The organism is Verrucosispora sp. WMMC514 (assembly GCF_027497295.1).
Taxonomy (GTDB): Bacteria; Actinomycetota; Actinomycetes; order Mycobacteriales; family Micromonosporaceae; genus Micromonospora; species Micromonospora palythoicola.
Genome location: NZ_CP114906.1, coordinates 3,552,979 through 3,575,197, shown reverse-complemented (window position 1 = coordinate 3,575,197; position 22,219 = coordinate 3,552,979). Strand labels below are relative to the sequence as shown.

The following is a 22,219-nucleotide window of genomic DNA, read 5'->3' as shown; positions in this document are numbered from 1 at the left end:
CGTGACCGACACCCTGGCCACCGGCGTAGCCCGGACCGACCGGGGCCGCGGCGCGGGCAGACGGTACGAGCGGGTCGGGCCGGGCGGTGATCCGATCGCCACTGGCGGCGCCGACCCGACCACCGACGAACGCCCGGGCACCGGTGCGGACGTGATCGTCGACTGCGGTTGGGGACGGCTGGTCTTCGGCCAGACGTTCGCCGACCAGTCCGCGGTCGCCGACGTGCTGCGCTCCGAGGCGGCCGGAGCCCGGGACATCTGCATCTACCTGCGGGATCCGCACGTGCTGGTCTCCCGGCTGCCCGACGAGCTGTTCATCGACCCGTCGCTGACCTTCCGGTTGCCGCTCGGCGGGGACCGTCGCGGGCCCCGTCCCGGTGCCGGAACGACCGAGGAGGCCGGCACCGCCGAGACGCCGGCACCGCTCGACGGCCGCAACGAACTACCCGGGGTACGCATCCGCAGGTTGCGCGACGCCGCCGACGCGGACGCGGTCAACCGGATCTACGCGGCCAACGGCATGGTCACCGCCCCGGTCGACGTCCTTGTCGACAACGCCGCGACCGACCGGTTCCTGCACCTGGTGGCCGAGGCGGTCACCGGCGAGATCGTCGGCACCATCACCGGCATCGACCACGTGGCGGTCTTCGACGACCCGGACAACGGCGCGAGCCTGTGGTGCCTGACCGTCGACTTCAACCAGGCTCCGCCCGGCACCGGACAGGCACTGATCACCGAGCTGGCCAGCCGGCTGGTCGCCCGGGGTCGCGCGTACGTCGACCTGTCCGTGCTCGCCGAGAACGCCGGGGCGATCCGGCTCTACGAGCGGCTCGGTTTCTACCGCACCGCCACGCTCTGCGTGAAGCGGAAGAACCCGATCAACGAACGGTTGTTCCTGCCGGCCATGCCGGTCGGATACGACAGACTCAACCCGTACGCCCGGATCGTCGCCGACGAGGCGATGCGGCGGGGCATCCGGGTGGAGGTGACCGACCCGGAGTGGGGCGAGCTGCGGCTGACCAGCGGCGGCCGGACCATCCTCACCCGGGAGTCGCTGTCCGAGCTGACCTCGGCGGTGGCGATGAGCCGCTGCGACGACAAGCGGGTCACCCGTCGCATCCTGACCGAGGCTGGTCTGTCGGTACCGCGTGGGCGCACCGCCACCGGCGACGCCGCCGCCGACGCGGAGTTCCTGGCCGAGGTGGGCCAGGTGGTGGTCAAGCCGGCCCGGGGCGAGCAGGGCAACGGCATCACCGTCGGGGTACGCACCCCCGAGGCGCTGGCCGCCGCCGTCGAGCTGGCCGCCCGGTTCTGCCCGGAGGTGCTGCTGGAGGAGCTGTGCTCCGGTGAGGACCTGCGGGTCGTCATGATCGATCACGAGGTGGTGGCCGCCGCCGTACGCCGGCCCGCCTCGATCACCGGTGACGGCGTGCACGACATCGCCGAGCTGATCGAGCGGCAGAGTCGCCGTCGGGCCGCCGCCACGGGTGGCGAGTCCCGCATCCCGCTCGACGACATGACCCGGGACGTGGTCACCGAGGCCGGCTACCAGCTGCACGACGTGCTGCCGGAGGGGCAGGTGCTCGCCGTGCGGCGCACCGCGAACCTGCACACCGGTGGCACCATCCACGACGTGACCGGCGAGCTGCACCCGCTGATCGCCGAGGCGTGCGTCGCCGCCAGCCGGGCCATCGACATCCCGGTCACCGGGCTCGACCTGCTGGTGCCGGCACCGGACCAACCCGAGCACGTCTTCATCGAGGCCAACGAGCGGCCCGGGCTGGCCAACCACGAGCCGCAGCCCACCGCCGAACGCTTCGTGGATCTGCTCTTTCCCGGGACTCGGGCACCGCAGAAGCTGTGGACCCCGGCGGGTGCGGCACCATCTGGGGCATGACCGTACGCAAGACCACTCCGCTCCCCATCGACCTGGACTATCTCCGTCAGGTGCTGGTCGAGCTGCTCGACATACCGAGCCCCTCGGGGCGCACCGACCACGTGCAGCAGTACGTGGGTGAACGCCTGTCCGCGCTCGGCATCCCGTCGACGCTGACCCGCCGGGGCGCGCTGAGCGCCTGCCTGCCCGGTCCCCGCGAGACCGGCGCGGACCGGGCCATCGTGGTGCACACCGACACCATCGGCGGGATGGTCAAGCGGCTGAAGGAGAACGGCCGGCTGGAGCTGAAGCCGATCGGTACGCACAGCGCCCGGTTCGCCGAGGGCGCCCACGTACGGATCTTCACCGACGACCTGGACCGGGTGGTCACCGGTCAGGTGCTGCCGCTCAAGGCCAGTGGTCACCGCTACAACGAGGGTGTCGACCTGCAGGGCTTCGGCTGGGAGCAGGTGGAGGTACGTGTCGACGAGCCGGTGGAGGACCTCGCCGGGCTGCGGGCGCTCGGCATCGACGCGGGCGACTTCGTGGCGTTCCTGCCGAACCCGACGGTCACCCCCAGCGGGTACGTCAAGTCCCGTCACCTGGACGACAAGGCCGGCGTTGCCGCGGTGCTCGCCGCCCTGAAGGCGATGGTCGAGGCCGGGATCAAGCCGGCCGTGACCGCGCATCTGCTGGTCACCGTGACCGAGGAGATCGGCCACGGCGCGTCGCACGGCCTCGACCCCGACGTGGCCGAGATCGTCTCGGTGGACGCGGCGGTGGTCGCCCCCGGTCAGCAGTCCCGGGAGCACTCCGCCACCCTGGCGATGGGCGACGGCGTCGGGCCGTTCGACTACCACCTCACCCGTAACCTGGCGGCGATCGCCCGGGAACACGACGTGGATCTCGTCCGGGACGTCTTCGACTACTACCGCTCGGACGTGGCGGCGGCCGTGGAGGCCGGGGCGCACGCCCGGGTGGCACTGCTCGGCTTCGGCGTCGACGCCACCCACGGTCACGAGCGCACCCACCTGGAAGGGCTGCGCCACCTGGCCCAGTTGATCTGCCTCTACCTCCAGAGCGACCTGGTGTTCCCCGAATGGGACGCCGAGCCGGAGGGCGATCTGGCGGACTTCCCGTCGCTGGCGGTGCAGCCGGCCAACGCGGAGGGCCCCCGCGAGGGTCCGATCGGCATCGCCCAGACCTCCTGACCGGAGCGGCGACGGCGGTGTGATCGAAATCCGTTGCCGGTGGGCCGCCGGCTGGATAGCGTGGCGGTACACGGGAAAGGAGGTGGTCCAGACTTGTATAGCAATCGGACTCGTGAGGTGGCTGTCCGCTAGCCGCTGTCCTCGACAGTGACAGCTCGTCCCTCGGGACGGGCACGGTAAGAGTCGTCGAGACCGTGTGGCAGCGGTGCGGCGAAACCACGACAGCCACCCGACCCCCGGGGTGCCGGCCCAGTCCAGTCGGCCCGCGCGTCAGCGCGGAAGCCCCGGGGGTCGCTTCATTCCACCGGAGGCGGCCGTGTCCATGCGCGAGCTGGTGGTGCTCGGCACGGCGAGCCAGGCGCCCACCCGGACCCGCAACCACAACGGGTACGTGCTGCGCTGGGACGACGAGGTGATCCTCTTCGATCCCGGCGAGGGCAGCCAGCGGCAACTGCTGCACACCGGCGTCACCGCCACCGACCTGACCCGGATCTGCGTCACCCACTTCCACGGCGACCACTGCCTCGGCCTGCCCGGCACCATCCAACGCCTGTCCCTGGACCGGGTGCCGCACCCGGTTGCGGTGCACTTCCCGGCCGGCGGTGCCGACTACTTCGCCCGGCTGCGACACGCCAGTTCCTTCCACGAGACCGCCGAACTGGCCGTGGCGCCGATCGAGGTGGACGGGCAACGGATCGCGCTGCGCTGCGGGACGCTGGAGGCGCGTCGGCTGCGGCACCCCGTCGAGACGTACGGTTATCGACTGGTGGAGCCGGACGGCTGCCGGATGCTGCCGGAGCGACTGGCCGCGTACGGCATCGCCGGGCCGGCGGTCGGTGAGCTGCACCGCACCGGCCACCTCGACCTCGACGGGCGTCGCGTCACCCGGGACGAGGTGAGCACGCCACGACCGGGGCAACGGTTCGCCTTCGTGATGGACACCGGGCTCTGCGACGGCGTGTACGCCCTCGCCGAGCACGCCGACCTGCTGGTCATCGAGTCGACGTTCCTGGAGTCGGAGGCCGCGCTCGCCGCCGAGGTCGGGCACCTCACCGCCGGCCAGGCGGCGCGGGTGGCGGCCGAGTCGGGGGTACGCCGACTCGTGCTCACCCACTTCTCCCAGCGGTACGCCGATCCGGCCCGCTTCGCCGACGAGGCCCGCCGGCACTTCGACGGAGACCTGGTCATCGCCGAGGATCTGGCCACGGTTCAGGTGCCACCCCGGCGGGTACTCTCGGCTGGGTGAGCGTCACGCTGCGTCCGGCGGAGTCGGCCGATCTCCTGCCGGTGGGCGCCCTGCACCAACGTTCCCGGGTCGCCGCGTACTCCTCGTTCCTGCCGACGGAGGCGCTCGCCGACCCGACACCGGAGGCGATGGGTGAGTACTGGGTGCACCGATGGACCTGGGAGCGGGCGGACCATCTGATGACCGTGGCCGAACGGGACGGTGTGCTGGCCGGCTTCAGCTACTTCGGCCCCGACGACGCGGGCGACCCGGCGACCGGCCTGCTCAACGCCATCCACCTGGAGCCGACCGAGCGCGGTCGCGGCGTCGGCCGGGCGCTGATGGTCGACGCCCTGACCAACATGCGGGCCCGCGGCTGGCGCCGCGCGGTCCTCTGGGTACTACGCGACAACACCCCCGCCCGCCACTTCTACGAGCGCGGCGGCTGGCGCCCCACCGGCCAACGGCGCGACGAGATGATCGGCCAAGCCCTCACCCCCCAACTCCGCTACACCCGCCCCCTCTAACCCCCCAATCACCCCGTTGATCATGAGGTTAGCGGCATCGTGGAGATCGACAACTGCCGCTAACCTCATGATCAACACTGGGTGGGGGGGTGGGGGGGTGGGTTCAGCGGGCGCCTAGGTGGGCTAGGAGGTCCTGGCGGGTGAGGACGCCCTTGGGTTTGCCGTCGATCAGGACCAGCGCGGCGTCGGACTTCTCCAGCAGGTTCACCGCCTCGCTCACCGGCTGGCCGCCGCCGATCATCGGCAGCGGCGGGCCCATGTGCCGCTCGATGGTGTCGTGCAGGTGCGCCTGACCGGTGAAGAGCGCGTCGAGCAGGTCCTTCTCGGCGATCGAGCCGGCCACCTCGCCGGTCACCACCGGCGGCTCGGCCTTGAGCACCGGCAACTGCGAGACGCCGTACTCGCGCATGTAGTCGATGGCGTCGCGAACCGTCTCGGTGGGGTGCACGTGGACCAGTTCGGGCAGGCCACCCGGCTTGCCGGCCAGGGCCTGGGAGACGGTGGGCTCCGAACCGGAGGCGTCGAGGAAGCCGTAACGCGCCATCCAGGCGTCGTTGAAGATCTTGGAGAGATAGCCCCGGCCGCCGTCCGGCAGCAGCACCACGACCACGTCGTCCGGGCCGGCGGTGCGCGCCACCTCCAACGCCGCGACCGCCGCCATGCCGCAGGAGCCACCGACGAGCAGGCCCTCCTCGCGGGCCAGCCGCCGGGTCATCTCGAAGGACTGCTTGTCCGAGACCTCGATGATCTGGTCGGCCACGCTCCGGTCGTACGTCTCCGGCCAGAAGTCCTCGCCAACCCCCTCGACCAGGTACGGCCGACCGGTGCCGCCGGAGTAGACCGAGCCCTCCGGGTCGGCACCGATGATCTTGACGGCGCCGTTGGAGGCCTCCTTCAGGTAGCGCCCGATACCGGAGATGGTGCCCCCGGTGCCCACCCCGGCCACGAAGTGGGTGATCCGTCCCTCGGTCTGCTTCCACAGCTCCGGGCCGGTCGTCTCGTAGTGCGAGCGCGGGTTCGCCGGGTTGGCGTACTGGTTTGGCTTCCACGCGCCGGGGATCTCCCGGGCCAGCCGGTCGGAGACGTTGTAGTACGAGCGGGGGTCCTCCGGCGCGACGGCCGTCGGGCAGACCACCACCTCGGCACCGTACGCCCGCAGCACGTCCTGCTTGTCCTGGCTGACCTTGTCCGGGCAGACGAACACGCAGCGGTACCCCCGGAGCTGGGCCACCAGGGCCAGCCCGACGCCGGTGTTGCCGCTGGTCGGCTCGACGATGGTGCCGCCCGGACGGAGAATCCCCGCCGCCTCGGCGTCCTCCACCATGCGCAGCGCGATCCGGTCCTTCACCGACCCGCCGGGGTTGAGGTACTCCACCTTCGCCAGCACCGTCGCCCGGATGCCCTCGGCGACGTTGCGTAGCCGCACCAGCGGCGTGTTGCCGATCATTTCGACGACGTTGTCGTAGTACTGCACCTCGTTGTGCCCTTTCGCTCCGGCACCGGCACGCCAGGCCGGGCGGGTGAACCAGGTGGAATTCCCGCCCAGGGTACGTCGGTCAGCGCACCACGTGGCCCGGGACCACGGTGCTGCGACGTGCCTCCCACTCCAGGAACCGCTCGGTCTCGGCGAGCACCGAACCGGCCAGCCAGGTGACCATCACCGCGTCGTCGATGAGCCCGAACACGGTGAGGAACATTTCCGGGACCGCGTCGATCGGCGAGACGATGTACGCCGTGGCGGCGGTCATCATGGCCAGCCGCAACCCGCCGTCGTACTGGCCACGGGCGGTGGCCGCGATCATCCTGGGCAGCGCCCCGATCCGGGCGCCGAGCGAAGGCCCGCCCCGGGCACCGGCGGTCATCGCCCGCGCCAGCGCCACGAACGCGGCACCTCGCTTCAACGTCTTCGCCATCGTCGTGCTCCTCTCCACGTGCAGCGTGACGCCCCGCCGCAACACCGTCCATCCAAGTACCCAGGACGGTCGATTTCCAGGCACCGTAGCGCCGCAACGATGACAGCAGGGCGTCAGACGGGCGCGCTAATGTCACGGTATGGGGGTCGCTGGTTCCGTCGTACCGGATCGTCCGCGCTGGCGGCGCACCCTGCGGGTGGCCCGGCTCGCGGCCATCGGCACGGGCGCCACGGTGGCCGCCGCGGCGGCGACCACAGGTGTGCTCCTCGGTCAGGCCCGGCAGGCCCGACGCACCATCCCGATGGCCGAGGCGCCGCCGCCACGCTGCGACGGCATCTACGGCCCGAAATTTCCCGGGCCACCGATCACCATGGTCGTTCTCGGTGACTCGTCGGCCGCCGGTTACGGGGTGCACCGACGCCGTGAGACGCCGGGCGCGTTGTTGGCCACCGGCCTGTCCCGGCGACTCCGGCGGCCCGTCCGGTTGCACCGGTTCGCGGTGGTGGGCGCCATCTCGGCCGGCTTGAAATTCCAGGTCGAGGCGGCCCTGGAGTGCGACCCCGACGTCGCGGTCATCCTGATCGGCGGCAACGACGTCACCAACCGCACGCCGCCGGCCCTGGCCGTGCGCTACCTCGTCGAAGGGGTCCGGGCGCTGCGCGCGGGCGGCGCCGAGGTGGTCGTCGGGACCTGCCCCGACCTGGGCGCGATCCGACCCATCCAGCCGCCGCTGCGCTGGTTGGCCCGCCGGTGGAGCCGGCAACTCGCCGCGGCGCAGACGGTCGCGGTGGTCTCGGCCGGTGGCTGGACGGTCTCGCTCGGCGACCTGCTCGGTCCCCGGTTCACCGCCGAGCCCGGGCGGATGTTCGCCTGGGACCGGTTCCACCCCTCCGCCGAGGGGTACGCGGCGGCTGCCGCCGCCCTGTTGCCGACGGTGCTCTCCGCGCTGGGGCACGGCGGCGAACGCAGGCCTACGCCAACGCGTCTCGAAGGCGTACGGTCGTTGCCGAAGGCCGCGCAGGAGGCGGCTCGGCATCCGGGGACGGAGGTCAGCGGTACGCAGGTCCGCGGCAGCGAGAGCGGCCCGGCCGGCCGTTGGGCGCAGCTGCGCCGGCGGGCATTCTTCGGTGTCGGTCCGACGCCGCAGGGCGCCCCCACCGTCGACTCACCCGCAGTGGAAGGATTCTCATGACCGAGCGGATCAGGGGCCGGTTCGGCTCCGGCGCCGGCCCGAGGCGGGCATCATGACCGGTCTTCCTCCCGGCGACCGGGTCGCCGCCCGCGTCGCCCGCACCGCCGCGTTCTCCCTGCTCGCTGGGGCGCTCGGCGGAGCCGCGGTGCTCGCCGGCGAGGCCGTGGTGGCACGCAACCGACGCTACGCCCAGCCGGAACTCGGCCTGGCACTGCGGGCCACCGTCGGTCGGTCCGGCGCCCCACCGCTACGTCTGGTGCTGCTGGGCGACTCCGCCGCCCTCGGCGTCGGCGTGGACCGGCTCGGCGACACCATCGGCGGGCAGTTGGCGGAGCTGCTCGCCGAGGGGCCGGGCGGGCGGCAGGTTCACCTGTCCAGCGTCGGTGTCTCCAGGTCCCGCTCCACCGACCTCGCCACCCAGGTGGCCCGGGCACTGCTCGGTGAACGGCCGGACGTGGCGGTCATCCTGGTCGGCGCCAACGACGTCACCGGCATGCGCCGGCCGGCCGAGGCCGCCGCCTACCTCGGCGCGGCGGTGCACCGGCTGCGGCACGCCGGAGTGGAGGTCGTGGTCGGCACCTGCCCGGATCTCGGCGCGGTACGCGCGATCGCGTCGCCCCTGCGGCAGGTCGTCGGCTGGCTGGGGCGCCGCGTCGCCCGGGCACAGACCGGTGCGGTGCTCGACGCCGGGGGGACGGTCGTCGATCTGGCCACCGAGACGGGTCCGGTGTTCCGGGCCGACGCCGGCACCTTCTGCCACGACGGCTACCACCCCTCCGCCGACGGCTACCGGGTCTGGGCGCACGCCCTGCTGCCCGCGGTGGTCGCCGCAGCGGCCGTCACCCCACGCCACTGAGCCGCCCGCTCGTCCGGGTGCGCGGGGTGACATTTCCCGGCACCCGGAAAACTTCCGCCGCAAGTTACCGGCGAGTTAACGTGACCGTATGCCGATTGAGTCGTCCCGCGACGCCGTCATCGTCGCCACCGCCCGCTCCCCCATCGGCCGGGCCCACAAGGGGTCCCTACGGGATCTCCGCCCGGACGATCTGGCCGCCACCATCGTGCAGGCGGCCCTGGACAAGGTGCCGCAGCTCGACCCGCGACAGATAGACGACCTCTACCTCGGGTGCGGCCTGCCCGGTGGGGAACAGGGCTTCAACATGGCTCGCGTGGTGGCCGTGCTGATGGGTCTCGACGGTCTGCCCGGCGCGACCCTGACCCGCTACTGCGCCTCCTCGTTGCAGACGACGCGGATGGCCATGCACGCGATCCGGGCCGGTGAGGGCGACGTCTTCGTCTCCGCCGGGGTCGAGATGGTCTCCCGGTACGCGCGCGGCAGCTCCGACGGCCTGCCGCCCGAGGCCCAGGCCCTGCTCGGCGGCTGGGAGAACCCCCGCTTCGCGGCGGCACGTGAGCGGTCCAAGGCCCGGGCCGAGGCCAGCGCGCCGGTCTGGACCGACCCGCGCGAGAAGGACGCCCTGCCCGACGTGTACCTGGCCATGGGGCAGACCGCCGAGAACCTCGCCCAGGTCCACGACGTGACCCGCGCGGAGATGGACGCCTTCGGCGTACGCAGCCAGAACCTGGCCGAGAAGGCGATCGCCGACGGGTTCTGGGCCCGGGAGATCACCCCGGTCACCACGCCCGACGGCACGGTGGTCAGCACCGACGACGGCCCCCGCGCCGGGGTCACCCTGGAGGCGGTCGCCGAGCTGAAGCCGGTCTTCCGTCCGGACGGCCGGATCACCGCCGGCAACTGCTGCCCGCTCAATGACGGGGCCGCCGCCGTGGTCGTGATGAGCGCCCAGCGGGCCGAGGAACTGGGCGTGACCCCGCTGGCGCGGATCGTCTCCACGGGTGTCACCGCGTTGTCGCCGGAGATCATGGGCCTCGGCCCGGTGGAGGCGAGCCGACAGGCACTCGAACGCGCCGGGATGACCATCGACGACGTCGACCTGGTCGAGATCAACGAGGCGTTCGCCGCCCAGGTGATCCCGTCGTACCGCCAGCTCGGCATCCCGGAGGAGAAGCTGAACGTGATGGGCGGGGCGATCGCCGTCGGTCACCCGTTCGGAATGACCGGTGCCCGGATCACCGGCACGCTGCTCAACGCCCTGCAGTGGCACGACAAGACCATCGGCCTGGAGACCATGTGCGTCGGCGGCGGGCAGGGCATGGCGATGGTCGTCGAGCGCCTGAGCTGACATCGCGACGACGGCCGACGTCAGCGACGGCGGTCGCGACAGTGCGGCACGGGCGGCTCGGGACGCCCGGTCTAGAGCGCGGTGCGGGTCGCGGTCACCTCGGTCGCGGCCCGGGCCAGGGCCTCCTCGCCCGGGTACGCCGTGAGCAGGTCGGCGGCGACCACCCGGAGCTGGTCGGGCAGGGCGAGGTCGTTGTCGAGTCGGGGCACGTCCCGGCGTGGCTGCCCTTCCGCGTCCGCGGCGAGGTTGGCGATCTCCTGTACCAGCCGGTGCACCAGATCCGCCCGGGACACGTTGCCGACCGACGCCGCGGCCGACCACCGTGGCTGCTGCCAGTGGCTGACCTGCCGCACCAACAGCTCCACCCCCCGCACAACCTCCGCCCCTGACTCACTCCCACCAACACCCGCCACCCCCCGCACTCTACGCACGACCCCCAACCGACCGCCGATCATGGGGTTGTGGTAGTTGATTCCTCCGCTTAAGCCCGACCTGTTCGGTGCCACGACTGCATGATCGGCGCAGCGGGGAGCGGGGGCGGGGAGACGACGGCGCCCGCCCCGGGGTGGGGCGGGCGCCGGTCGGTCGTCGGGCGGCGAGGTCAGTCGTCGCCCTGGAAGTAGCTCAGCAGACGCAGCATCTCGATGTAGAGCCAGATCAGGCTGACCAGGATGCCGAACGCGGCAACCCACGAGTAGCGCTGCGGCAGGCCCATCCGGACGCCGTCCTCGACCTCCTTGAAGCTGAGCACGAAGCTCAGCGAGGCGACCACGATGCAGACGATGCTGAACCCGATGGCCAGCGGGCTGCCGTCCCGCAGACCGGTGTTGACGCCGAAGAGCGCCAGCACCAGGTTGATCAGCATGACGGCGAACAGGCCCGCCATCACCGCGATCATGCCCTTGACGAACTTCGGCGTCGCCCGGATGACCCGCGCCTTGTAGAGCATGGCCATCACGAAGAAGACGCCGAAGGTCGCGGTCACCGCCTGGAGCACGATGCCGTCGTACAGCGATTCGAAGAACTTGCTCACCGCGCCGACGAGGACACCCTCGACGACGGCGTACGCGACGACGAGCGCCGGGTTCGCCATCCGGGAGAACGAGATGATCAGGCCGAGCACCAGGCCGACGATGGCCGCGCCGATCCAGGCGACGCCGAGCAGCGCGTCGGGCACCAGCGCCCACGCCGCCGCGGCGGCGACGCCGACGATGGCCAGGAGGGTGACCGTCTTGACCACCACGTCGTCGATCGACATGGGGGTGACCGCCGGCGGGGCTGACGGAAAGCCGGGCGCGCCCGGGTAGCCGGCCTGCGGCGGAACCTGCTGGGGGTAGCCGGGCTGTCCGTACGGCCCGGACGGGGCGTACCCGGCGGCCCGCTCCCGCTCGGCCGCCTGACCGAGCCGGGCGAGCACCGGGTTCGAAGTCTTCACTGTCTGGCCTCCCTAAGGGGGTCGTGGCACGTCAACGCGCGCTACAAGAGTAAACGCCCCGCACAGCCCAGTGGTGATCGGAAGGCTGAGCGAACGCTGAGAGTGCCCGGTTGGGTCGCTCGCATCGGGCCTGCGGACGGCGGGTGCCCGGGGCGGGGGTCGAACCCGCACGCCTTGCGGCAGCCGCTTTTAAGGCGGCCGTGTCTGCCGTTCCACCACCCGGGCGGGTGACACCGGGGCGCCAGCGCGAACGGTGCAGTGCCACGGTAGCGGGTTCGTCGCCACTGCGGCGTCCCCCGTCGAGCACCGCCACTAGGGTCGAGGCCGTGAGCAGCCGCGCACCCATCGCCCCCACCGACGACGTGGCCACGCAGGCGGATCACCCTCTTGCCCGGGTACGCCGGCTGCCGCTCACCCGGTGGGGCCGGACGTTCGCCCGGCATCGGATCGACCTGCTGATCGGGCTGTTCTTCGCGGCGCTGGCCGGCGCGCTCACCCACCGGCTTTGGGCCGACCCGACCGGTCTGGTGCTCGCGCTCAACCCCGAGGACCAGGTGCTCTACGAGTGGTTCCTGGCCGTCGACGCGCGGGCTCTGCTGGGCGACTTCGGCCTGTCCACCGACCGGCTCAACGCGCCCTACGGGGTCAACCTGATGGCCAACACGTCGGTCATCGCCCTGGGTGTGCTGTTCGCCCCGGTCACCCTGCTGTTCGGCGCTCCGGTCACCTTCGCCCTGCTGGTGACGCTCAACCTCGCCGGCACCGCGACCGCCTGGTACCTCCTGTTCAGCCGTACGCTGCGGGCCCGCCGGGCCGCCGCGACGCTGGGCGGTGCCCTGTGCGGCCTCGCCCCGGGCATGGTGTCCCAGAGCAACAGCCACCTGCACATGACGGCGCAGTGGCTGCTCCCGGTCATCGTCTGGCTGGTCGTACGCCTGCTGCGGGCCGCCGAGCCCGCCGCTGGAGCGGCGGGCGGGCCCGACCGACGCCGGCTGACCACCTCCGCGCTCGGGTTGGCCGCCGTCGTCTCCGTCCAGGTGTTCATCGGCGAGGAGGTGCTGTTCCTCGCCGCGCTCACCCTGCTGGTGATGGCGACGACGATGATCGTCGCGGACCGTGACCTGGCCCGCCGGGCGCTGCCCGCCTTCACCGGTGCGATGGCCCTCGCCACCGGTGCGGCCCTGCTGGTGCTCGCCCGGCCGCTGTGGCTCCAGTTCGCCGGTCCGCTCGGCGTCGCCGAGGGCATGTTCAGCCCGCACTACTTCTCCGCCGACCTGCGCAGTTGGTGGGCGATCTCGCCGCTGTCCCTGGTCGGGGACGAGCGTGCCGCCCGGCTGAGCACCGGCCCGGCCGAGTACAACACCTTCCTGGGCTGGCCGCTGCTGGTGGTCACCGTCGGCTGCGTTGTCTGGCTGGGCCGCCGTCCGCTGGTGCTGGCCTGCGCCACCGGCATTCTCGTGATGGGTGCGCTGTCGCTCGGTCCCGAGGTGGTCTTCGACGGCGAAGGCACCGGTCTGCCCGGGCCGTACGCGCTGCTCGGCGGCCTGCCGGTGGTCGACGGCGCGCTGCCGATGCGGTTCGCCCTGGCCGTACCGCCGCTGGTCGCGACGCTGCTGGTGCTGGCGGTCGACCGGGCACTACGCGGCACGGGCCGCACCCGCCGGCTGACGCTGGTCACGGTCGCCGTGGCGGTGCTACCGCTGGTCCCGGCACCGCTGCCCACCGCGCACCGACCGCCGGTGCCCGAGTTCATCACCGCCGGCCACTGGCGAACGTGTGTCGAGCCGGGCGGCGTCCTGGTACCGGTGCCACTGGCCACGCCCAAGCAACCCTGGCCGATGCGGTGGGCGACCGCCGCCGACGCCGCGTTCAGCATGCCGCAGGGATTCTTCATCGGCCCGCACGGCCGGGGTGGCAGCGCCGCGATGGGCGTCGCCCCGCGCCCCACCTCCGCTCTGCTGGCCGAGGTGGCCCGCAGCGGCCTCCGGCCGGTCGTCGGCGACGAGCAGCGCCGCCGTGCGGCGGCGGACGTCGAACACTGGGGTGCCTCGTGCGTGGTGCTGGCCGCCGACACCGCGCACTCCGACAGCCTGCGACTGACGTTGGAGGCGCTCTACGGCCCGTCGACCCGACTCAGCGACGCCTGGTATTGGCGGGTCTGAGCGCGTGGGGCGCCGATGGCGCCCCACGCGGGACTCACACCTTTGCCGGTGGCTGGGACGCCTCGGCGAACTCCTCGCGCGGGTCGTGCAACTGGCCGAGGGCCACCACCTCACGCTTGAGCACGAACGCCAGCGTCCAGTCGACCACCACCCGGACCTTCCGGTTGAGGGAGGGGATCCGGCTCATGTGGTACGTCCGGTGCATGAACCACGCCGGCCAGCCGGTCATCTTGATCCCGTAGACCTGGGCGACCCCCTTGTGCAGGCCGAGGCTCGCCACGCTGCCGGCGTGCTTGTGCTTGTAGGGGACCGGCTCGCGGCCCCGGAGCACGGCCACGATGTTGTCGGCCATCCGCTGGGCCTGGCGTACCGCGTGCTGGGCGCTCGGCGAGCAGTAGTTGCCCGGCGGCTTGGTCAGATCCGGTACGGCGGCACAGTCACCGGCGCTCCAGGCGCCCTCGACCACCCGGTCACCGTCGACCACCTGGAGCGTCGGCAGGCAGGTCACCCGGCGTCGCTCCTCGCGGGGGAAGTCGGTCGCGTCCAGCATCGGTGACGGCTTCACCCCGGCGGTCCAGACGATGGTGTCCGCGCTGAAGCTGTCCCCGTCGGAGAGCTTGACCACCCCGTCGACGCAGGACTCCAGCCGGGTGTCGAGCCGGATGTCCATGTCCCGCTTCAGCAACTGCTGTACCGTGTAGGCGCCCATGTCCCGGTCGACCTCCGGCAGCACCCGCTGGGTGGCCTCGACCAGTACCCAGCGCATGTCCGACGTGTTCAGCTCCGGGTAGTACTTCAGCGCGTGCCGGGCCATGTCCTCCATCTCGGCCAACGCCTCGATGCCGGCGTACCCGCCACCGACGAAGACAAAGGTCAGCGCCCGGCGGCGTACCTCGGGGTCGGTCGTGGCGGCGGCCACGTCCAGCTGTTCGAGCACGTGGTTGCGCAGGAAGATGGCCTCACCGATGGTCTTGAAGCCGATGCCGTGCTCGTGCAGGCCGGGGATCGGCAGGGTCCGGGAGACCGAGCCGGGGGCGACCACCACGTGGTCGTAGGTGATCTCGCGGGGCGGGCCGATGATCGGCTGCACCGTTGCGGTCTTACTCGCGTGGTCGATCCGGGTGACCGCGCCGGCCACCACCTTGCACCGGCGCAACTCCCGACGCAGCGGCACCACGGAGTGCCGTGGGGAGATGTTCCCCGCCGAAGCCTCGGGCAGGAACGGCTGGTACGTCATGTGCGGCTGGGGGTCGACGACGACGACCTCAGCCTCCCGGGAACTCAGCTTCTTCGACAGGCGCAGCGCCGCGTAGAGACCGACGTGCCCGGCGCCCACCACAAGGATCCGCTTCGGATTCACGCCTACCATCTTTCCCCCACCGACAGCGGTAATCCCGGGTGCGGCCCCGTTCTGTGACCGAGCACAAGGCGGCTGTGACGCCGGTAACGGCGGCCACCGTCGCCACCGCCGACGCAGCAACACCCCCGGTCACCCGAGCCCCGACGGCCCCTGGTTCACCTGCGTCGCAGCAGCCCGGCCAGCAACGCCGTCACCCCGACGGCAAGCAGCAGACCGGCCACCGTCACCGCCTGCCAGCCGCCTTCGGCGGCCCGGACACCGGCGAGTTCGAGCAGCAGCACGCCGAGCACCGACGTGGCGAGCAACACTCCCGCGGCCCGGGTGAGCCAACGCACTATCACGTCCGGATCCACCACGGCGTCATACGGCAGCACCGCCACCAGCGCGCAGAGCGTGTGGGTCAGGTAGAGCGCCACGGCCACCGCCATCAGTCGCCACAACGCGATCGGCCGGTCGTACCCGTCGGTGGCGAGCAGCCACCCGCCGACCGTGACCAACGCGGCGAAGGTCGGCCAGAGCCGGCGCGGCGCCACCGCCGGCAGCACCGCGACCGCCACCAACGGGCCCAGTGCCCGCCCGACCACGACCTCGGCGGGGTACGCGAGCAGCAACCCCACGAGCGTGCTGAGGAAGATCCCCACCCGGACCAGTACGGGAGTGAGGGAGATCCGCGCCGCGGCCGTCCGCACCGCCCGGACCCGCCCGATGACCGACCCCATCACCGGGCTGACCTCTCGCTCGCGACTGCGGGACTCCGCTGCGCTGCGTTCCTCGCGCTCACCGGCCACCCACCCGAGGGGCGGTGGCCAGCCTCGCCACGTCACGCAGCACCTGGTCGAGACTGCCGGTGCCGGCCCACGGCACCACCGGCACCCCGTGCTCACGCAACTGCGCGATCATCGTGTCCCGGTCCAGTCGCCACAGCCGGTACGCCACCTCGACCCAGCCCCGGTCCTGGGGCGGTGACAGGTCCGCCGGAAGCGTGTCGACGGCCACCACGAACCGTCCCGAACGGGCCAACCGGGCGAGCATCTGCGCCGACCGCTCCTCCAGCAACGGGGTGAGCACCACCACCAGCGCGTCCGCGGAGAGCAGTTGGGGACCGAACACATGGTCGTACGGCTCGTGCGGGGAGGACTGGGCCTTGACGTCCAACAGCCACTCCAGCACGGTCAGGTACTGCCGTCGTCCGGTGGCCGGACGCAGCCGCCGGGCACTCGGGCCGTACTCCAGCAGTGCCACCCGGTCACCCCGGTGCAGGTAGTGCTCGGCGATCGCGGCGGCCGCCCGGACCGTGGTGTCCAGCACCGACGCGGTGCCGGTGACCCCGCCGGAGCGACCCGCCTCGGCCAGCACGTCGAGCAGTACGACCACCTCGGCGTCCCGGTCGGACAGGGTGGCCGCCACGTGCAGTTGCCGGGCCCGCAGCGACACCCGCCAGTCGATGCGGCGCAGCCGGTCACCGGGGGCGAAGACCCGCACCCCGGCGAGTTCGCCCCCCTCGCCGGGACGACGCGAGTGATGCGCCCCGACCAGGCCGGCGGCCCGGGGCATCACCTCGACCGCTTCGAACGGCTCGGTCTTCGGGTACACCTTGGACCTGACCGGTTCGACGAGCACCGCGCGCGAGACCAGCAGGCCCTGCGCGGCGGCGACCCGGGCGCCCGCCGGGCCCAGCGGATGCCGACCCCACCGCAGCGCGGTACCGGCCAGTTCCAGGTCGACGGCGGTGTCCGGGGCTACCGACGTGACGAATGGACGGTCCGCGACGGTCGGCCGACCGGCACCGGCGGGCCGACCGGTGCCGACGACCGCGCTGCCGGCGAGACCCGCCCGCTCGACCCGCAGCCACGGTGAGACGCGGGTACGCAGCACCGCCACGTCGTAGGAGACCGTACCCGGGTTGCCGACGGTGACCGTCCCGGTCATGGCACCGCCTTCCACCAGGGGGTCCTCGTCGGCGCTGAGCCACACCCGGGGCAGGTCGACGGGTCGGCGCCGCAACGCGTACGCGGTGCCGAGGGCGAACGGGACGGCCAGCACGATCAGATCCACCCGTCCCAGCACCACCGCGGCGATCAGGAGCAGGCCGGTGAGCAGCACCGCCCGGCCGAACGCCCAGGTGGGCATCCAGTTGGTCGGTGCCGACTGTTCGCTCCGCTCGCTCACGCCGGTCAGTCTCCCGGCCGACCGGCGGCGTAGCTGGGCAGCGCGCCGCTGGCCGGCGCCGGGGTGCCGTCGAGAACCTCACCGACCACGAAGGAGGGATCGACGCGGCGCAGCCACATCTCCGGCCGCAACGTGATCCGGTGTGCCAGCGCCGGGGCCGCGACGTCCTTGACGTCCTCGGGCACCACGTAGTCCCGCCCCGAGAGCACCGCCCGTACCCGGGACAGCAGCAGCAGGGCCAGCGATCCGCGCGGCGACGCGCCGACCAGCACCGACGGATGCTCGCGGGTGGCCGCGGTCAGCGCCACGATGTACCGGCCCACCGAGTCCTCGACCACGACGTCCTCCAACGCCGCCTGCATGGCGCGCAGGGTGCCGGCGTCGACCACCGGCTTGATGTCGGCCTCCTCCCGGCGGCGCGCCATCCGCCGACGCAGCACCTCCCACTCCTCGTCCTGCGCCGGGTAACCGAACGACACCCGCAGCAGGAACCGGTCCAGCTGCGCCTCCGGCAACGGATAGGTGCCCTCGTACTCGATGGGATTGGCGGTGGCCAGCACGTGGAACGGCTCGTCGAGCCGGTACGTCACGCCCTCCACCGAGACCTGCTTCTCCTGCATCGCCTCCAGCAGGGCCGACTGGGTCTTCGGCGGGGTCCGGTTGATCTCGTCGGCGAGCAGCAGGTTGGTGAAGACCGGCCCGGCCCGGAAGGTGAAGTCACCGCTGCGCTGGTCGTAGAGGAAGGAGCCGGTGACGTCGGCGGGCAGCAGGTCGGGGGTGAACTGCAGCCGCCGGAAGTCCAGGCCCAGTGCCTGGGCGAAGGACCGCGCGGTGAGCGTCTTGCCCAACCCCGGCAGGTCCTCCAGCAGCACGTGGCCGCCGGCGAGGATGCCGGCCAGCACCAGCTCCAGGGCGTCCCGTTTGCCGACCACGACCTGGCCCACCGCGTCCAGCACGGCCCGGGCGAGGCGACCGACCTCGGTGGGGGGCATCGTCCGGCCGACGTCGTTCATCAGATCTTCTCCAGTTCGGCGACGATCGCCGCGAGGTCGCGCGGCGAAGGGGTGCGGCGGGGTGGGGTCTCCAGGAACGTCGACAGGCGGTCGCCCAGCAGGGCGCGGGCCCGGGTCGGGTCGGACTCGCGGGTGACGCCGTACTTCAGGCGCATCCGCTCGTCCGCCAGCTCGGCCAACCGGGGCAGGATCATCGTGGTGAACCGTTCGGGGCTCGTCTTGGACCACTCCAGAGGTGTCGCCCAACCGTTGACCGCCACCCGCAGCGCGTCCCGCGCGTCCCAGTTGTAGGTGCCGGGTTCCTCGCCGCCCCGCGACGACGAACCCTGGCCGGACTTCGCCGGTGGCGCGAGGGTGGCGACGATCCGGCGTACCACCAGCAGCGCGACCACGGCGGTGACCAGCACCAGCAACGAGACCCGCAGCCCGACCGCGCGCAGTCCGGCGACGGCGACCACGGTCACCGCCACGGTGACACCGAGCACGCCGGCGACGGTACGCAGCCGCCCGCCCCGGCGTCGCTCGGACTGGACCGGCCGGTCCTCGGAGAAGCTGAGCAGGTCGTCGATACTCGTGCTGCTCACACCGGCTCACCTCCGGCCAGTGCGGTCAGTTCGCCACGCAGCCGGCGCAGGGCCACCCGGGCCTGGTCCCGGGTCCGTTCGTCCACCGGGCGGGTGGCGTACCGGGCCTCGCGGTAGACGTTCGCGAAGCCGGCCAGCACGTCGGCGCTCACGATCGCCGGCACGCCGGTGGACGGATCACCGGCGAGCAGCCGGGTGACCAGGTCGGTGGGGGTGTCACCGGTCAGTCGGGGCACCCCGGCGACGGCGGCGGCCTCTTCGAGTCGCACCCAGCAGGCGATAACCGCGGTCCGTGGATCGGTGGCCTGGTCGTCCAGGTCCACCAGGCCGGCGTCGACGGCGGCGACCACCTCCGCGGCGGTGCCCTCGGCACTGCGCCGGGTCGGCTGCCTGGGCAGTGCCCGGGTGACCCGCCGCTGCACCCCCCGGGCCACGGTCCACAGCAGATAGCTGAGAGCGGCGAGCAGCGCCAGCCCGAGCACCGCCACCGCCACCGTGCCGAGCCAGGACGGGATCCGGGTACGGGTCTGCTCGGCGGCCTCGCGGGGTTCGGCCGGGATCGACGGACGCGGCTCCCCGCTGGGGTACTCCAGCACGAAGGGGGCGTCCTTGACCGCGGGCGGTATCCGGCTCGCGCCGATCGACGAGTGCGCGGTGGCCAGGGTCACGGCGGCGAGCAGGGCAATCACCGCCGTCACCGGCCACCACCTGCGAAGCACGTCCATCGATTACCTCAGTCCACCCCCGCCAGCAGTTTCGCCCGGGCGAACACGTCGTCCAGCATCTCTGGTGTCAACCGACCGGTGAAGGTGTTCTGCTGGCTGACGTGGTAGCAACCGAGCAGTTCCGGTCCGGTCGTGCCGGACCAGTGTGCCCCATGCCCGAACGGCGGTCGCGGGCTGGGCGGAGGAACGCCGTATCCGGCGCGTAACGCCGGCCACCACGCGGCCCAGGCGAAGGCGCCCAACGCCACCACCACCCGCAGCGTCGGCCGGATCAGCTCGACCTCCCGGTGCAGCCAGGGCGCGCAGGTGTCCCGCTCGCCCGGGGTGGGCTTGTTGTCCGGTGGGGCGCAGCGTACGGCGGCGAAGATCCGCATGTCACATAGCGTCAGACCGTCGTCGACGGCCACACTCGTCGGCTGGTTGGCCAGGCCGGCCCGGTGCAGGGCGGCGAAGAGCACGTCACCGGACCGGTCGCCGGTGAAGACCCGGCCGGTGCGGTTGCCGCCGTGCGCGGCCGGGGCCAGCCCGAGGATGGCGATCCGGGCCGCCGGATCACCGAAGCCGGGCACCGGCCGCCCCCAGTACTCCTGATCGCGGAAGGCCGCCCGCCTGGTGCGGGCGACCTCCTCCCGCCAGTCGACCAACCGGGGGCAGGCGAAACAGTCGGCGACGCCCGCGTCCAGATCAGCCAGGTCCGTCGCGCGCGCGGCGCGGGTGACGACCTCGGAGGGGGTACGCGACTCAGCCAAGCTTGGCCCGGAAGAGTTCGAGGGTGCGCGCCCAGGCACTGGTGGCGGCCCGCTGGTCGAACTTCTCCGGCCGGTCCTCGTTGAAGAAGGCGTGCGAGGTGCCCGGGTAGTCGTGCAGCTGGCAGGTGCCGCCGGAGTTCTCGATGGCCCGGCGTACCGCCTGCACACCCGGGTCCGCGGAGGTGCCGTCCGCCTCCGAGCAGTGCACCAGCGCGTCCTTGCCCGCGTAGTCGGTCCACTCGGTACGCATGCCCTCCCAGGGCAACCGGGGGTAGAAGGCGGCGGTGGCCACGATCCGCTCGGAGAAGTTCGCCGCCCACAGCGCCAGGCTGGCCCCGGCGCAGAAGCCGGCGCAGCCCACCTTGCCGGTGACCTCGACGCGGCCGGCGAGGTAGTCGGCGGCGGCGGCGATCTCCTGTGCCGTCTCGTCCATCTGCGGCCCGTTGAGCAGCCGCCGGGGCTCACTCGGCTTTCCGGCCGGCTCGCCGTGCCGGAAATCGGGTGCGAGGGCGACGAAGCCCGCCTCGGCGAAGCGGTCCACCACCGACCTGATGTGCGGCACGAGGCCCCACCAGTCCTGGATCACGATCACTGCCGGGCTCGCCGCGCCGGTGGCGGGTATCGCGAGATATCCCTCACCCGTGCCGGCATCACCACGGTAGGTAACCATCTCGCCCATCGGCCCGTCCTCCTAGCGGTCAGTCATCGTTGGCTGGTCGCCCAGTGGTCCTACGTGCGGGTAGCCTGCCACGCGGTGACCACCGCCGGGAAGATGCCGGAACAGTGGCATTCACCTCCCGTTCGCGTCAGCGCCGATACCTCCCGTTGGCGTTTGCCATACTCCAGGCGATGCCGTCGAGGATGTCGTGCTCGGAGGCGACCACGGCGGCCATGCCGGCCCGCTCCATGGCGACGCGGAGCACCAGGGCGCCGGCACCGATCACGTCGGCGCGGCCGGGATGCATCACCGGGATGGCCAGCCGCTGCTCGCGCGTCATGGCCAGCAGGTCGGCGGTCACCTCCGCCACCCGGTCGTACGACACCCGGGCGTGGTGGATGCGGGCCGGGTCGTACCCGGTGAGGCCCTCGGCGATCGCGACCACGGTGGTGACCGACCCGGCGAGCCCGACCAGCGTGGCCGCCTGCCGTCCCGGCACGGCCGTCAGCGCCCGATCCACCGCGACCGCGATGTCGGCCTGGGCGGCGGCGATCTCGTCCAGGCCGGGCGGGTCCGCGCGCAGGTGCCGTTCGGTCATCCGGACGCAGCCGATGTCCATGGAGACAGCGGCGTCGACACCACCGTCCCGGGTGCCGACGACGAACTCGGTCGAGCCGCCGCCGATGTCCAGCACCAGGTACGGCGACGGCGCGTCGGCGGGCAGGCCGCGCACCGCTCCGGTAAACGACAGCCGCGCCTCCTCGTCCCCGCTGACCACCTCCGGCACGACGCCGAGCGTCTGCTCGACCATCGCTCGGAAGTCGGCCGCGTTCTCCGCGTCCCGGCTGGCCGACGTGGCACACATCCGCACCCGCTCGGCACCCAGCTTGTCGATCTCGGCGGCGTAGTCGGCGAGCGCGATCCGGGTCCGCTCGATCGCCTCCGGAGCGAGCCGACCGGTGGCGTCCACCCCCTGGCCGAGCCGGACGATCTCCATCCGCCGGCTCCGGTCGACCAGCGGCGCCTCCGGCCCGGCCGAGGGATCGGGCAGGTCGGCCACCAGCAACCGGATCGAGTTGGTGCCACAGTCGATGGCCGCCACGCGCGTCGTCACGCCGAGAACCCTACCGCCACCGCCGACCCACCCCTACGGCCATCGAATTCACGGACAGTATCCACACCGGTGGTGACTCTCCGAAGTCGAACAGCCGCAGCC

At 72.4% G+C, this 22,219-nt stretch carries 21 protein-coding genes and 1 tRNA gene; 8 read left to right on the top strand and 14 right to left on the bottom strand.

Annotated elements, in window-relative coordinates:
• Position 1: 1 nt before the first annotated feature.
• From ngg to O7597_RS16720, 4 genes are all read left to right on the top strand, one after another.
• Positions 2-1,897 carry an N-acetylglutaminylglutamine synthetase gene (ngg, locus tag O7597_RS16735; RefSeq protein WP_281580099.1) on the top strand — a complete coding sequence of 632 codons (1,896 nt, stop codon included), beginning with the start codon at positions 2-4 and terminating at the stop codon, positions 1,895-1,897.
• Complete coding sequence (locus O7597_RS16730) at positions 1,894-3,087, top strand: osmoprotectant NAGGN system M42 family peptidase (RefSeq protein WP_269739786.1); 1,194 nt, start codon at positions 1,894-1,896, stop codon at positions 3,085-3,087. The genes ngg and O7597_RS16730 overlap by 4 nt, the downstream gene beginning before the upstream one ends.
• A 316-nt stretch (positions 3,088-3,403) precedes the next feature.
• A complete protein-coding gene (locus O7597_RS16725) occupies positions 3,404-4,333 on the top strand; it encodes a ribonuclease Z (RefSeq protein WP_269739787.1) in 930 nt (309 codons plus the stop codon).
• Positions 4,330-4,839, top strand: a complete 510-nt coding sequence (locus O7597_RS16720) for a GNAT family N-acetyltransferase (RefSeq protein WP_281580098.1) — start codon at positions 4,330-4,332, stop codon at positions 4,837-4,839. Before O7597_RS16725 ends, O7597_RS16720 begins: the two co-directional genes overlap by 4 nt.
• 103 nt (positions 4,840-4,942) lie before the next feature.
• On the opposite strand, the gene O7597_RS16715 is transcribed toward O7597_RS16720, so the two are convergent.
• Positions 4,943-6,313: a cystathionine beta-synthase gene (locus tag O7597_RS16715; RefSeq protein WP_269739789.1), complete on the bottom strand. Its 1,371-nt coding sequence runs from the start codon at positions 6,311-6,313 to the stop codon at positions 4,943-4,945.
• Positions 6,314-6,395: 82 nt separating this feature from the next.
• Entirely contained in the window at positions 6,396-6,752 is a 357-nt protein-coding gene (locus O7597_RS16710) for a YkvA family protein (protein WP_269739790.1), read from the bottom strand.
• Positions 6,753-6,891: 139 nt separating this feature from the next.
• Between O7597_RS16710 and O7597_RS16705 the strand changes: the two genes are divergently transcribed.
• From O7597_RS16705 to O7597_RS16695, 3 genes are all read left to right on the top strand, one after another.
• Entirely contained in the window at positions 6,892-7,944 is a 1,053-nt protein-coding gene (locus O7597_RS16705; RefSeq protein ID WP_281580097.1) for an SGNH/GDSL hydrolase family protein, read from the top strand.
• Between the two features lie 52 nt (positions 7,945-7,996).
• Positions 7,997-8,800, top strand: a complete 804-nt coding sequence (locus O7597_RS16700) for an SGNH/GDSL hydrolase family protein (protein ID WP_281580096.1) — start codon at positions 7,997-7,999, stop codon at positions 8,798-8,800.
• Positions 8,801-8,888: 88 nt separating this feature from the next.
• Entirely contained in the window at positions 8,889-10,148 is a 1,260-nt protein-coding gene (locus tag O7597_RS16695; RefSeq protein WP_281580095.1) for an acetyl-CoA C-acetyltransferase, read from the top strand.
• 71 nt (positions 10,149-10,219) lie between these two features.
• Here the strand turns inward: O7597_RS16695 and O7597_RS16690 are convergent, their stop codons facing one another.
• The 3 genes from O7597_RS16690 to O7597_RS16680 form a co-directional block, all read right to left on the bottom strand.
• Positions 10,220-10,513 (bottom strand): hypothetical protein, encoded by a 294-nt coding sequence (locus O7597_RS16690; RefSeq protein ID WP_281580094.1) that lies wholly within the window; start codon positions 10,511-10,513, stop codon positions 10,220-10,222.
• Positions 10,514-10,749: 236 nt separating this feature from the next.
• Positions 10,750-11,583 (bottom strand): Bax inhibitor-1/YccA family protein, encoded by an 834-nt coding sequence (locus O7597_RS16685; protein WP_093406384.1) that lies wholly within the window; start codon positions 11,581-11,583, stop codon positions 10,750-10,752.
• 144 nt (positions 11,584-11,727) lie between these two features.
• Positions 11,728-11,808: transfer RNA gene (locus O7597_RS16680), tRNA-Leu, on the bottom strand.
• A 101-nt stretch (positions 11,809-11,909) separates the two neighbouring features.
• Between O7597_RS16680 and O7597_RS16675 the strand changes: the two genes are divergently transcribed.
• Entirely contained in the window at positions 11,910-13,745 is a 1,836-nt protein-coding gene (locus O7597_RS16675; RefSeq protein ID WP_281580093.1) for a hypothetical protein, read from the top strand.
• Between the two features lie 34 nt (positions 13,746-13,779).
• On the opposite strand, the gene O7597_RS16670 is transcribed toward O7597_RS16675, so the two are convergent.
• The 9 genes from O7597_RS16670 to O7597_RS16630 form a co-directional block, all read right to left on the bottom strand.
• A complete protein-coding gene (locus tag O7597_RS16670) occupies positions 13,780-15,105 on the bottom strand; it encodes an NAD(P)/FAD-dependent oxidoreductase (protein WP_281580092.1) in 1,326 nt (441 codons plus the stop codon).
• A 155-nt stretch (positions 15,106-15,260) separates the two neighbouring features.
• Complete coding sequence (locus O7597_RS16665; protein ID WP_269742642.1) at positions 15,261-15,824, bottom strand: hypothetical protein; 564 nt, start codon at positions 15,822-15,824, stop codon at positions 15,261-15,263.
• Positions 15,825-15,882: 58 nt separating this feature from the next.
• Entirely contained in the window at positions 15,883-17,235 is a 1,353-nt protein-coding gene (locus tag O7597_RS16660) for a DUF58 domain-containing protein (protein WP_281583264.1), read from the bottom strand.
• Positions 17,236-17,279: 44 nt separating this feature from the next.
• Positions 17,280-18,287 (bottom strand): MoxR family ATPase, encoded by a 1,008-nt coding sequence (locus O7597_RS16655; protein ID WP_164446087.1) that lies wholly within the window; start codon positions 18,285-18,287, stop codon positions 17,280-17,282.
• Positions 18,287-18,871, bottom strand: a complete 585-nt coding sequence (locus O7597_RS16650) for a hypothetical protein (RefSeq protein WP_269739797.1) — start codon at positions 18,869-18,871, stop codon at positions 18,287-18,289. Before O7597_RS16650 ends, O7597_RS16655 begins: the two co-directional genes overlap by 1 nt.
• Entirely contained in the window at positions 18,868-19,596 is a 729-nt protein-coding gene (locus tag O7597_RS16645; RefSeq protein WP_281580091.1) for a DUF4129 domain-containing protein, read from the bottom strand. Before O7597_RS16645 ends, O7597_RS16650 begins: the two co-directional genes overlap by 4 nt.
• A gap of 8 nt (positions 19,597-19,604) precedes the next feature.
• Positions 19,605-20,345, bottom strand: coding sequence for a uracil-DNA glycosylase (locus tag O7597_RS16640; protein ID WP_281580090.1), 741 nt, complete (start codon positions 20,343-20,345; stop codon positions 19,605-19,607).
• Positions 20,338-21,024, bottom strand: a complete 687-nt coding sequence (locus O7597_RS16635; protein WP_281580089.1) for a dienelactone hydrolase family protein — start codon at positions 21,022-21,024, stop codon at positions 20,338-20,340. The genes O7597_RS16640 and O7597_RS16635 overlap by 8 nt, the downstream gene beginning before the upstream one ends.
• 127 nt (positions 21,025-21,151) lie before the next feature.
• Complete coding sequence (locus O7597_RS16630) at positions 21,152-22,105, bottom strand: Ppx/GppA phosphatase family protein (protein ID WP_269742645.1); 954 nt, start codon at positions 22,103-22,105, stop codon at positions 21,152-21,154.
• Positions 22,106-22,219: the final 114 nt, after the last annotated feature.